General features: G+C 56.3%; 10 protein-coding genes. 9 read left to right on the forward strand and 1 reads right to left on the reverse strand.

The window, feature by feature from the left end; genetic code table 11:
- Positions 1–616: 616 nt before the first annotated feature.
- Entirely contained in the window at positions 617–2,332 is a 1,716-nt protein-coding gene (locus NZ823_04540) for a hypothetical protein (GenBank protein MCS6804396.1), read from the reverse strand.
- A 287-nt stretch (positions 2,333–2,619) separates the two neighbouring features.
- Between NZ823_04540 and NZ823_04545 the strand changes: the two genes are divergently transcribed.
- The 9 genes from NZ823_04545 to NZ823_04585 all read left to right on the forward strand — a co-directional run bounded on the left by NZ823_04545 (position 2,620) and on the right by NZ823_04585 (position 13,289).
- On the forward strand, positions 2,620–4,473 hold the full coding sequence (locus NZ823_04545; GenBank protein MCS6804397.1) for an ABC transporter ATP-binding protein/permease: 1,854 nt from the start codon (positions 2,620–2,622) through the stop codon (positions 4,471–4,473).
- A gap of 260 nt (positions 4,474–4,733) precedes the next feature.
- A complete protein-coding gene (gene recJ, locus NZ823_04550) occupies positions 4,734–6,440 on the forward strand; it encodes a single-stranded-DNA-specific exonuclease RecJ (protein ID MCS6804398.1) in 1,707 nt (568 codons plus the stop codon).
- Between the two features lie 2 nt (positions 6,441–6,442).
- Positions 6,443–8,731 carry an LPS export ABC transporter periplasmic protein LptC gene (gene lptC / locus NZ823_04555; GenBank protein MCS6804399.1) on the forward strand — a complete coding sequence of 763 codons (2,289 nt, stop codon included), beginning with the start codon at positions 6,443–6,445 and terminating at the stop codon, positions 8,729–8,731.
- Positions 8,732–8,814: 83 nt separating this feature from the next.
- Positions 8,815–9,567 (forward strand): LPS export ABC transporter ATP-binding protein, encoded by a 753-nt coding sequence (lptB, locus tag NZ823_04560; GenBank protein MCS6804400.1) that lies wholly within the window; start codon positions 8,815–8,817, stop codon positions 9,565–9,567.
- Positions 9,568–9,570: 3 nt separating this feature from the next.
- Entirely contained in the window at positions 9,571–11,040 is a 1,470-nt protein-coding gene (gene rpoN, locus NZ823_04565) for an RNA polymerase factor sigma-54 (GenBank protein MCS6804401.1), read from the forward strand.
- Between the two features lie 9 nt (positions 11,041–11,049).
- Entirely contained in the window at positions 11,050–11,574 is a 525-nt protein-coding gene (gene raiA / locus NZ823_04570) for a ribosome-associated translation inhibitor RaiA (protein ID MCS6804402.1), read from the forward strand.
- Positions 11,575–11,597: 23 nt separating this feature from the next.
- The gene (rapZ, locus tag NZ823_04575) at positions 11,598–12,476 is read left to right on the forward strand and encodes an RNase adapter RapZ (GenBank protein MCS6804403.1); all 879 of its coding nucleotides are present in this window, start codon (positions 11,598–11,600) and stop codon (positions 12,474–12,476) included.
- A gap of 78 nt (positions 12,477–12,554) precedes the next feature.
- On the forward strand, positions 12,555–12,959 hold the full coding sequence (locus NZ823_04580; GenBank protein MCS6804404.1) for a PTS sugar transporter subunit IIA: 405 nt from the start codon (positions 12,555–12,557) through the stop codon (positions 12,957–12,959).
- A gap of 51 nt (positions 12,960–13,010) precedes the next feature.
- A complete protein-coding gene (locus NZ823_04585; GenBank protein MCS6804405.1) occupies positions 13,011–13,289 on the forward strand; it encodes an HPr family phosphocarrier protein in 279 nt (92 codons plus the stop codon).
- Position 13,290 lies beyond the last annotated feature (1 nt).

Genomic DNA, 13,290 nt, shown 5'->3' on the forward strand with positions numbered 1-13,290 from the left:
GTGGCTGTGAGCTCGCGTTTTTGCCAGGAAAGCGGGCAGGCCTGTATGGGGGCCTCGCTGTGGGCCCCCGCGTAGAATGCGTGTGAGCGGATAGGACCGAATTCTTCAACCCGCAATTGGTACTGTCCATCTGTGTTCATCAGTGGTGTTTCCGAGGAATCGCTCAAATGTTATTTTCAGAGGAATCGCCCATGAGCTCCGTGCTCGCCACGAACCATGAAAATGGTTATTTTCCAAGGAATCGGCCATGAGCTCCGTGCTCGCCACGAACCATGAAAATGGTTATTAGCAGAGGAGTCGGGCGGCCACGGCGAGCCGCCCGTACAGGGTGGCTGTGGGCCCGCGTTTTTGCCCGGAAAGCGGGCAGGCCTGTATGGGGGCCTCGCTGTGGGCCCCCGCGTGGCTGTGGGCCAGCGTTTTTGCCAGGAAAGCGGGCAGGCCTGTATGGGGGCCTCGCTGTGGGCCCCCGCGTAGAATGCGTCTGAGCGGATAGGACCGAATTCTTCAACCTACAATTGGTACTGCCCATCTGTGTTCATCAGTGGTGTTTCCGAGGAATCGCTCAAATGTTATTTTCAAAGGAGCCAGCAGCTCGGCCCCTGAATGAACCTGCTGGTTACTCTGCATCATCCCACGTCCACGCACGAGCTAACTGATAAATGCTGGTTCGCAGTCGCTGATGCCGATTCGAGAGCCTGACAAAACGAGCCTCATGCCTTCCCCCTTTTGCTCGCAGAATGCGAATCAACTGTCGCTTTTGTGCTGAACTCCATTGATCCAAATCGGGAAACAACTCGATCATGACGCTCCAGCGGCGAAACGCCTCGCGCTCAGCCGATGGCCAGGCGCTCAGGTCAGTGACGCCGAGCCGTTGTGCGACATTGGCCGTTGCTGTCTGCACAGCCCGGATCGGATCGCCACCATAGGCGCGAGCAATGTGGTGTGTTACTTGATGCCCGATATTCTCATACGGGAACAGCCCGATCAGCTCGTCGCGTGGCTCGCCGAGATGGAAGTAGATATTCTCCCGACTGAGTCGGCGCAGGACGCGCCGCGGCGAACGATAGCGAGGATCACGGCGGAGCTTCTCTCGCTCCGCGCGTAGCAGATTTACGACAGCCCGGCCTCGTGGCTCGAAGCCGAGGTTGTAGTAAAACCAGCAGGCGCCCGAACTGAGCGCTTCGTCATTTTCATAGCCAATTTGGTAGCGCATGACGGTAAAATCGGTCGGTCGAAACAGATCGTAGACCACTGCTAAGACGCGGCCAAATATCCAGCTTGATTCGCCGCCGCGAAACGTCTCGAACACGTTGTATGCCACCTCAGATGATTCAAACAGGCCGCTGGCCAGCGTATAGCCGATCGGAACGCCGTTCTTCAGCAACAAGCCTGCATAAACGCTTTCAAGAAATAATCGGCGCGCCGGTTGCAGGCCGATCATGACGATGCGCAATCCTCGTCCGCACTCGTACAGAAGGCCATCGTCGGGACTGGCGTAATCGAACGCTTCCAGTTCCCGATGGCGAACAGCCATGCAGGCCCTCGCCAGGTTGATCAACCGGCTCGTTTCGTTTCGGCTCAACCGACGACGTGCAGGCAGGCGCTGCAGCTCGCGCCGAAGGTCAATCGCGCCGCGACGCAAAGGTTCACGATGATAGTAGGGCTTCTTAACGTTGATCGCCGCTGTGGTTCGACTTGGAAAATCCTTACCGAGCGTCAAGCGCAACGGCAGCGCGAGCGAATCATAGAGCGACTGCCGAGTCATTTCATCGCAGCTCATAGTGTTGAACCGATTGATAAGAGAGACAAACGCATTGCCTCCCCCGGCAGCATTGGCCAGCCACTCGGCCGAAGACACATGCTCATCATCAATGCCCGGATGCTCGGCCAGCGTTGTCAGCAGAACCAATATCCTATCCAGTGGCGCTGGGTCAGCATAACAATCCCATGCGATGTCAACGTGAGCCGGATAGGATTGCGCTAGCCAGCAGGCCATCGGGTAGGAAAACGGATAGACGGTCGTGGTGGTGATGATCCCTGTCTCGTCCAGCTTGCGTCGCGCGCGTGCAACTTCAGGGCGGTCGGCAAATTCATACAGCAGCCGGTTGACTCGATGGAGCACTGCCGGACTATCAGGATAAGCCTTGATGAAACAGAGCGCCTCATGCAATCGCAACAACAACGATGCCTCCTGCGGAAACGCGCCGGGCAAGGCGTCCAGCAGGGTGATCTTTGCAGCTTCGGCCTCGGCGCCGAATTGAGTGCGCCAAGTTTCTAATTGTTCGACGCATTGTTCTGACGGCGGGGCTAGGCTCGCGCGTGAGCGTTTCATCGCGCGCAATTATTCCAGATGGTCGAATTGTTCGGCAATGGACAGCGTGGCCGCTGTCCAGGTTTCTTTACATCAATGAGCTTTTTTGCTAAACTGGCCGCCGCTTTGACAATCACCAGACGTGAGAAGAAACAGCGAGTGAGAGGGCGCTGGGTTACACGTCCCACACAAGAAGGTGAACGATCCGTCACTCAGCAGGAGCCTCGCTGGAATGTATCATGAGCGCAAGCGTTTGACATGGGCGCTTGCGAGGTCACATGCCCCTGAGCGGGCTTGCGCATGGCGTTATGAACGAGAGCCTCAAAATACTCACTGTCAAGCTGAGCGGGGCGATGACTCAACTGCCGTACATACCACAGGCGCTTGCCTTGGTGTGGTCGGCGGCGCGGCCGTGGACGATTGCCTGGGCTGTGTTGTTGATCGCGCAAGGGCTGCTGCCGGTTGCCCTCGTCCATCTGACTCAGAACGTCGTTGACAGCATGGTTGCTGCCATGAACGCCGGCGGTCAGTGGCAGGCGCTTGAGCCGGCGCTGCGATGGGTCATTGTGATGGCCTTGGTCTTGTTGTTGATTGAGGGGCTGGAAAGCGTCATGGCGTGGATTCGCGCGACCCAATCCGAGCTGGTCAGCGATCATGTCAGCGGGCTAATCCACGACAAAGCGGTCTCGCTGGACATGGCCTTTTACGAGACGCCGGACTATTACGATCGGCTGTACCGCGCTCGCATTGATGCCATCAGCCGACCAGTGGCGTTGCTGGAGAATGTAGGAAGCCTGGCGCAAAACGGCATCACGTTGATTGCGATGGCCGGTGTGTTGATGCGGTTTGGGTGGTGGGTTCCCCTGCTGTTGATTGTGAGCACCCTACCGGCCTTCCACGTAGTGCTACAATCAGCCATGCACCGACACCAATGGCGCGTGCGAAACACGACAGACCAGCGTCGGACCCGCTATTACGACTACATGCTTACATCACAAGAAACGGCAGCCGAACTGCGTCTGTTTGCGCTCGGCGACCACTTCAAAACGGCCTTTCAGAGCTTGCGTCAACGGCTGCGAGGCGAATCGGCGCAACTAGCTCGCCGGGAAGCCATGGCTCGATTCGCTGCCGGCGGCATGGCCATTGTAGCCATCTGTGGCGCGATGGGTTGGATGGTCTGGCAAGCAGCGCGCGGATTGGTCACGCTCGGCAACGTGGCGCTCTTTTATCAAGCGTTCAACCAAGGCCAGCGTGTCATGCGAACACTGCTGGGGCAGGCGGGTGATACCTATAGCAATATCCTATTTCTCGAAAACCTGTTTGAGTTTCTCGGCCTGCAATCACAGGTGACCGACCCGATTGCGCCGGCTGCCACGCCAGCCGCATTGCGAGAAGGCATTCGCTTTGAGCAGGTCACGTTTCGCTATCCGGGCAGTCAACAACCAGCATTGGCGGATTTCAACCTCAGTGTTGACGCGGGCCAGATTGCCGCTATCGTCGGCGCGAACGGAGCCGGCAAAAGCACGCTGATTAAACTGCTCTGCCGGTTTTATGATCCGGAAGCCGGTCGCGTGACGATTGACGGAACAGATATACGTCAATGGCCGCTTATCGAGCTGCGCCGGCTGATCACGGTTCTGTTTCAGGAGCCAGTTCACTACCACACGACGGCAGCAGAGAATATCGCCATCGGCGATCTAGCCGCAGCGCCGAACATGTCACAGATTGAAGCGGCAGCCGCCGCCGCCGGCGCCGATGCTCCAATCCGCCGGTTGCCGGACGGATACCAGACGGTGTTGGGCAAGTGGTTTGGCGGTGCTGAGCTGAGCGTCGGTGAATGGCAGCGTGTGGCGCTGGCCCGCGCATTCATCCGCCAAGCGCCGATCATTATCCTGGACGAACCGACCAGCGCCATGGACTCATGGGCAGAAGCGGATTGGTTAGCGCGGTTTCGCCAGTTGGCTGCCGGTCACACGGCGATTGTGATCACCCATCGGTTCACAACGGCGATGCAAGCTGATGTCATTCATGTCATGGATAACGGTCGGATCATTGAATCGGGTTCACACGAGCAATTACTGGCGCAGGGCGGGCGGTATGCTGAATCGGTGCAGGCTCAATTCCAGGGCCGATTCAATCTCAACCCGTTAAACCGCGCCTGAAAGCTCGACAGCAAACCGACGTCATTGCCTTCAATCAAGCGACACACCGAGATGAACTGACCGCGCACTCGTCCATGAAAATTCGTTATACAGGTTGCCAGTGTGCTCGTCGAGCCAGGATGCTTCGCCGGTTCGCTCTGGCGGCCAGTACGCTGATACCTTCTCCACAGCCTCATTAAGTTGACGCGACACGCTCGTTGTAGGTACATTTTTTCTTCCATTAAAGGCGTCAAATTGACGATGATTCGGAGCAAGTATTCATGCAACACAAGCGGTGGCGAGTGCGGGAAGCAGATCAGGCAGCCACGCATCGGTTAAGACAAGAGCTGGGCGTGTCGCCGATACTATCGCATCTGCTATGTCACCGCCGGCTGAGCGATCCTGAAGCTGCATATCGGTTCCTTCATCCGCGCATTGAACATCTGCACGACCCCTATCTGATGACCGATATGCGAAAAGCTGTCACCCGAATCATGCGCGCCATTCACCAACGCGAGAAGATCATCGTCTACGGCGATTACGACGTGGACGGCACAACCAGCATCATCATCTTGCGAAAAGTTCTGGAATGGCTCGGCGCCAACGTCTCGTATCACGTGCCACAGCGATTGGTGGATGGCTACGGCATGAAAGATGAAGCGATTGAGCAAGCATACGCGGCTGGCGCAAAACTGATCATCAGCGCTGATTGTGGGATTCGAGCCTATGATGTGGTCGAGCGCGCCCGCCAACTCGGCGTGGACGTCATTATTACCGACCATCATCTGCCGGAAACCCGCTTGCCCCGCGGCGTGGCCGTTTTGAATCCACGGCGGCCCGATTGCGGCTACCCGGACAAAGAGCTTGCCGGCGTCGGCGTTGCCCTCAAGCTGGTGCATGCGCTGCTGAAAGAAGCGGGGCGTGAATCGGCGCTGGAATCGTTCATCAAGGTCGCAGCCATCGGCACGATTGCCGACATGGTCCCGCTGACGGGTGAGAATCGTATCATTGCCAAAGTCGGATTGGAGGGACTGCGTCGGCCTCAAAACGATGGCCTGAAGGCGCTGCTGGATGTATCGGGTATTCAACTTGACCGACCGATAGGATACGATGACATCGCGTTTCGCGTCGGCCCACGTATCAACGCGATGGGGCGCATGGGGAAGGCGAATCCGGTGGTTGAGTTGTTTTGGGCCGGGACAGCAGAGGAGGCGCAGATGAGAGCCCGCGAGCTGAATCAACAAAACGCGGCTCGGCAACAAGCGGAACGGCAGGTGTTGAATGAAGCGCACCAGATGATTCAGGCCGATCCAAGTCTGGTCGCCGGTTCGGTGATCGTTTTGGCCGGGCACGGGTGGCATCGCGGCGTCACCGGCATTGCGGCGGCGAAAATTGTAGAGAAATTCTATCGTCCGACGATTGTCATCTCGTTGGATAATGGCCTTGGTCATGGTTCCGGTCGAAGCATTCGCGCTTTTCACTTGCTCAACGGCCTGGATCAATGCGCTGACCTGTTTGTGCAGTATGGCGGTCATTCACATGCCGCCGGCTTAACGATCCGCGAAGATCAGGTCGGTGCGTTGGCGTCACGGCTGAACCGCTATGCTGCCTCGGTGCTGACCCAAGACGATCTGATCCCTGAACTGGACATCGAACACATATTGACCATCCCTGAGGTGACATTGAATCTCTGGCAGGACATCTCGCAATTAGAACCCTTCGGGCATGGCAATCCGAAGCCGATCTTGGCCGTGCGCCACGCGCATATAGCTGGCGAGCCACGCATCGTCAAAGACAAGCACCTGAAGTTCCGCCTCATGCAACATGGGCGAGACATTGAGGTCATCTGGTGGAACGGCGTCGAAGCGGACGTAGAGTTGACGGGCCGAGAACTGGTCTCAGTCGCCTTCACCGTGGACGCCCATTACTATCAGGGTTCGGTCGGCCTACACCTTGTGGCCAAAGACCTCAAAGTGAGGAGTCACTAAAGATGAACCTTCATCGCGCTCACAGATGGCCTCAACTGGTCAGGGTGGTTGCTGCCGTTATCTTCCTCAGCACGGTGGTCGCCATCTTCATTTCCTATCGAAACCGCTCAACCACGAACCCTCGCGCCGGCGATGCATTCCCCAAGCTGAGTAAACGGCTGGTCTCCGTTGCCGAAAATGTCGAACACCGACGAGAGCGGGGCGCAGAGACGACCTTGTTTCTCAAAGCCGCGCGCGACGAAGTATATGACGACGGCCACCATGAATTAACAGATGTGGTGGCTGAACTCTATGATGAGACAGGGAAGCCACGTGGGTCGCTGCGAGCTGGCTTCTGTATTTACGATCCAACACAAACGCTCGTCATCTTTCAGAACCGCGTCTCGGTGACAGCATGGGACATGTTGTCATTGGAGACTGAACGGCTGACGTATGAACAGAAAACCGGCTTGATTCTGAGCGATCAACCAGTGCAATTCCGTTATCCTCATTGGCGCGGCCAGGTGGTCGGCATCGAAGTGCGGACACAGCCCGGACAGGAGCAGATCATCTTCAAACAGCACGTCCGCGTCGAGATTGACTCATCCACCGGCTCGACCAACCAAATCATTCGCCTACAGAGCGACTCGGCGTATGCCACAAAGGCGGATGCCAGCGTGCACCTGCTCGGTAATGTGAGTTTGACACAGTCCACACAATCACTGCGCGCTGACCGGATGGTAGCCGTGTTTAATCACGAACGGCAGTTGCAACACGTCGAGGCGCAGGGACGTTGCGTCATGACATTTCAATCCGAGTCGCGTATCAGTGAGGTGCGAGCCAGTAGCATGAAGTTTCTATTCGACGCTCAGCAACGATTGCACCAGGCGACGGCAACAGGTGGAGCGGTGGCCACGGTCACCGATGCTCGAGAGGTGCGGCAGGTGCGCGCCTTTCACATTGAGGCGACATTTGTGCCATCCTCCGGCGGAGCCGTGCATGTGGCGCGAGTCGTCGGTGATCGGGGACGAGTGGACGTGCAGGTGACGCCAGTCAAAGGCGCTCCGAGTGAACCACGTCAAGAAAGAGCTCGACTGAGTCTGTCCAGCTCGGAACAGAAGCGGCTCGTGGCGGATCGAATCGAGCTGTTGTATCAACCAGGCGGTCGAGAGCTAGACCGTGCCACGGCTTCCGGCCAAGTCGAACTGGTGTTAGAGCCACTGGCCGCGAGCCGCGCCGCTGAACGCAAAACGATTCGCGCCGGACGAATGGAGATCGCGTTTTACCAGGATGGTAATCTGGCCGAGACGCTTAATGCCCAAGATGTACAGGTGGAATTCGAGCCGTTGAAACCCACGTCGGCGCGAGCCAAGCGCACAACCAAGAGCAAACAACTAGTCGGACAGATTGATCGCGCGACGCAAGACCTGACCAGCTTGACGCAATCAGGTGATTTCCATTTCGTTGAAGGTGACCGGCAAGCGAAAGCCGATACAGCCACGTACGATGCAGCTACTCACATCATCAGTCTGCGTGGTGGCGAGCCGGTGATCTGGGATAGCCGCGCGCGCACACGCGCCGAGCACATCCAGATTGACGTGCAAGCGGGCACGAGTGTCGCACAGGGTCGCGTGACAACGACCTACTACAACCAAGAGGCCACCGAGCGAGCAACTCCATTTCAACAGCAACAATCGCCCGTGTTCATTGCAGCGGATCGCGTCGAGGTCAATCACGAGAATCACTTTGCTGTGTACACTGGCAAGGCGCGTGCGTGGCAAGAGGAAGCCTATGTGACAGCCCAGCGCCTTGAATTGTACGGTCGAGAACGCATGATGGTGGCGGTCGGTCAGGTGAAATCGGGCTTTTATCGCGCTCCCGCGGGTCACCAAACAGGCCAAGCTAGATCGTTCGTTCCAGTGTTCGTCAGTGCCGGGCGGATGACTTATCAAGATAGCAATCGGTTGGTGCGCTATGAGAGTCAGGTGCAGTTGCAGCACGCTGACCGGCGCATGATGGCCGATCAGCTCAGTGTGTTCCTCAAGCCTGAGCTGAACGAGATCGAACGCGTTGTCGCTGACGGGCACGTCGTGGTGACCGAACCACAGCGGCAAGCATTCGGCGATCAGGCTGTCTATACGGCAGCCGACGAGCGCGTGGTCATCATTGGCCGACCAGCGCGCATTGAAGACGACCGCTACGAAGCCGCGCAGAGGGGCTCTCGATTGACTTATCTAATGGGCGATGATAAAGTAGTGCTCGGAGATCATGAAGGATCACAACGGGTTAAATCAATGCGGAAAATCCAGTAATACTGAGGCGTAGAGGCGTGATGTCGCAGCTCATTGTAGAGAAAGAAATACCCGACGTGTGGCACGGCGAAGTCGTCTCCTCAATGCCTGATTGGGTTGATCCGGCCATTGTCACTGAAACACTGCGAGCTGTCGGCTTGAAAAAATCCTATAAGAAACGCTGCGTCGTCAACAATGTCTCGCTACATGTGCGACCGGGTGAGGTTGTCGGCCTGCTGGGTCCTAACGGCGCAGGCAAAACAACAACGTTCTACATGATCCTCGGCTTGGTTGATCCCGATGAGGGTGACATCTTCCTTAAAGGAAAGTGCATTACCAAGCTCCCCATTTACATGCGAGCGCGCCAGGGAGTGACCTATTTACCTCAAGAGCCGTCCATCTTCCGCAAGATGACCGTCGAGGATAATCTTCTGACGATCCTGGAAACGTTGAATCTAAGCAAACAGGAACGCTACCAACGACTGGAAGCGTTGTTAGATGATCTGGGCATTCGCCATGTGAGAAAAACGATGGGGTATGCCCTGTCTGGCGGCGAACGCCGACGCACGGAAATCGCCCGCGCGTTGGTGATTGAGCCGCAGTTTATGTTGCTTGATGAACCATTCGCCGGAATTGATCCGCTGGCTGTGCTGGACCTGCAAACTATTATTCGTGATCTGAAGGCGCGCGGCATCGGCGTGTTGATCACCGATCACAATGTGCGCGAAACCTTGGCAATTACCGACCGCGCCTACATCATCAACGAGGGGAAAATTTTCCGTTCAGGCACGCCCCAAGAATTGACGGATGATCCAATGGTTCGACGAGTCTATCTAGGAGAAGGATTCAGGTTGTAGCGTATGCCTTCGGTCAAACTCCACACTACGCTGTCTCAACGGCTGATCCTTACGCCTCAGCTCAAGCAGCGGATTGATATGCTGGCGATGACCAAGGTGGAGTTGCTCGATGCGATAAATCAAGAGCTGCAAGAGAATCCGGTCCTGGAAGAAGTGACCGAACCGGTGACCGACGGCCAACAGTTGCTGGCCAAGACAGATCAAGAAGAATTCTCCATCCATCCGCGAGAAACCGAGCTGGAGAAGGTGGAGCCGGTGACCCCGGAACCAACGGCCAACGGTGACCCGTTCGATCAAATTGATTATGGATCGTTCTTCCAAGATTATCTTGATCCGGGCCCGCGAACCACACAGAGCGAAGTCGCAGAGGACGAACCCTCTCTGATCGAAAAACTCACACCGGGCAAAACAAGCCTGTATGATCATCTCACCTGGCAGTTGCGACTGATCGGTTTGTCAGACGAGATGCTGAGTATCGCTGAAGCGATCGTCGGGAATCTGAATGAGGACGGATACTTGGAGGCAACCCTCGAGGAAATTGCTGCCATGGGCCCGTGGCCGGTGGAGCAGGTTGAGGCTGCGCTGAAGGTCGTCCAACATCTGGACCCGCCGGGGGTCGGCGCGCGTGATCTGCGCGAATGCCTCTTGATCCAATTGAGAGAGCACGGATGGGAAAACGATCTGGCTGCAACGTTGGTGGCTGAGCACCTGGAAGAATTACAACCGCGCCGATTACCTGAGCTGGCCAAGAAGTTGGGATTGCCACTGGATGTCGTCGAGGCCGAGATGGACAAAATCCATCAGCTCGATCCACGGCCGGGCCGGAATTACGCGGCGACGCCACCACAATACATTACGCCAGAAGTGAGCATCGTCAAGATTGGCGACGAGTACCGCCTCATCTTCAATGATGATGAAGTGCCACGACTGCGCATCAATCCGACCTATCGGCGCATGTTGGAAGGCAATGACGTCTCAAAGGAAGTCCGCGACTTTGTGCGCGAGCGATTTCGCGGCGCATTGGAATTGTTGAAAAATATCGAGCATCGGAAACGAGCGATCTACCGCGTATGTGAGGCGATCGTCCGGCGGCAACGAGACTTTCTCGATTTCGGGCCGGAGTACCTCAAGCCGATGCTGCTCAAAGATATTGCTGAGGAGTTGAATTTGTCGCTGTCCACGATCAGTCGAGTGGTCAATAACAAATACGTCGAGACCCCGCAAGGAGTGATGGAGCTGCGTCGGTTCTTCACCGAAGGGTTGACGCGAGATGACGGCCGAGAAATCTCGACACGCGTCATTAAGCTGCGCATCAAAGAACTGATCGAGCGCGAGGACCCGCGCAATCCGCTGACTGACGATGATATTGTGAACATTCTCGGCCGCAATGGCATTCGGCTCTCACGCCGAACTGTGACGAAATACCGCAAGCTGATGGGCATCGAGAGTTCACGAGACCGACGGGCTCCCTAGGAGGTGGCTATGTTACTAGAGTTGACCGGACGGAATGTTGAAATCACCCCGCGCATTGAAAAACGTATCAACAAGCACTTATCGAAACTTGATAAATTGTTTCATGATGACTCGGCCAGCGCTCATGTGATCATCACCGCCGAAAAACATACTCACCGGACGGAGATCATCCTGACGTGGCGCGACCACCGGCTGACGGGCGTGGCTGAAACCACTGACTTGGATACGTCCGTCAGTCAAGCGATTGATAAGATCAACCGCCAAGCCCTCAAACAAAAAGAGAAATTCGCTGCCCGCCGACGCACAGCCCGCAAAGCGCCTCGGATGATCCCAGCCCTGGAAGAGACAACCGCGCCGGAGCCACGAATCATTCGGGCACGGCTCAATTCATTCAAACCACTGACCGTTGAAGAAGCCGCCCTCCACCTGTCTGAGACGGGCGATCATTTTTTGGTCTTCCGCGATGCCGAGCGAGACGCCGTGTCGGTGCTGTACAAACGCAAAGACGGACACTATGGGTTAATCGAGTCCTAGCGCCTTGATTTCTTGTCCTAATCATGGCCTCTCCGCACATTGTGATTATTACCGGGCTGAGCGGTTCGGGAAAAACCTCAGCCGTCAAAGCCTTTGAAGACCTCGGCTACTTCTGCGTTGACAACTTGCCGATCCAACTCATTCCGACATTCGTTCAGTTGTGTGACCGCTCCGATGAAACATTGAGCCGCGCCGTCATTGTGGTTGATATTCGGGAGAAAGAGTTCCTGCCTGAATTTCCCCATATCTATGAAACGCTAAAAAAACGCAACATTCATCTGACCGTCCTGTTCTTTGAGGCCAATGATGAAACGATTCGTCGTCGCTTTTCAGAAACACGCCGGCCTCATCCGTTAAGCCAACAGAAGAAGCATCTGGCACAATCCATTGCCGCTGAGCGCGCTCTGCTGGCGCCTTTACGCGCGCTCGCCGATATGGTCGTGGATACCTCCGATCGGAATGTGCATGCCTTGCGTCAATACCTGATTGAACAATTCAGTGGCAACGGACGCCGCCTAGAGATGCATATTCTGATCGTGAGTTTTGGCTATAAGCACGGGCTGCCACCAAACATGGATTTGTTATTCGATGTGCGATTCTTACCCAATCCTCATTTCGTGCCCGAACTGCGCCCTCTGACCGGCAAGCATCCGCAGGTGGCGGCATACATGAATCAGTCGCCTGAGACTCAGGAGACGCTGCGCCGATTGCAAGAGCTGCTGGAGTTCTTGCTGCCTCATTACCGACGTGAAGGACGCAGTTATCTCACCATTGGCATCGGATGTACCGGCGGGCGGCACCGCTCGGTGATGGTGGCCGAAGCGCTGCGCCGATTTTTGCGACGAAAAGGATACAAGGTGAAAGTTCAACATCGCGACTGGAAAAAATTCGACATGTATTGATTCCCAGAGCCATCACGAGTTGACAGGGGCGCTGGCAACCGGCGCGCCGCGGTCAAATCGGTGTGGAGGTGACAGACATTGATCGGTGGAGTTTTAGTAACACATGGACAATTAGCCAGAGAATTGGTTCACGCAGCCGAGACAATCGTTGGCGAAGTGCAACAGATCACTGCCGTTTCCATCGGCTGGCATGATGATGTGGAAACGGCTCGCCAAGCGATCAAAGCGGCGATTGATCAGGTTAATTCAGGCAGTGGCGTCCTGGTGCTAACCGACGTGCTGGGCGGAACGCCGACCAATATCGCGGCTAGCTTTATGGGGATTGAACCAATCGAGATCGTGACCGGCGTCAACCTGCCGATGGTCATTCGATTGGCTAGCCAACGCGGGGACGAAGACCTGATGACCTTAGCTCAGCAGGTGCGGGATCAGGGAAAACAGGACATTTACCTGGCCAGCGAAATTCTCACTCCGAAAGCATGATCCATCGCTTGCTCAGGCCGATGAACTGCCTCCTGGCAACGGCATATCCCGATGCGACAACAAACGATCACCGTTCGGAATCGTCTCGGACTGCACGCGCGCGTGGCTGCCAAGATCGTCCGCGTGAGCAATCAGTTCAAGAGTGACGTGCGATTGCAGCGACTGGATAACGGACGCGCCGGAGACGCCAAGAGCATCTTCGGCATTCTCTTGTTGGCGGCGACGCAAGGCACGCAGCTCATCCTGACAACATCGGGCGAGGATGAAGCGGAAGCTTTGAAGGAACTGGCAAACTTCATTGAACGTCAATTCGATGACACCGACGCATGAC

This window comes from Blastocatellia bacterium, from assembly GCA_025054955.1.
Lineage (GTDB): Bacteria > Acidobacteriota > Blastocatellia > HR10 > J050 > JANWZE01.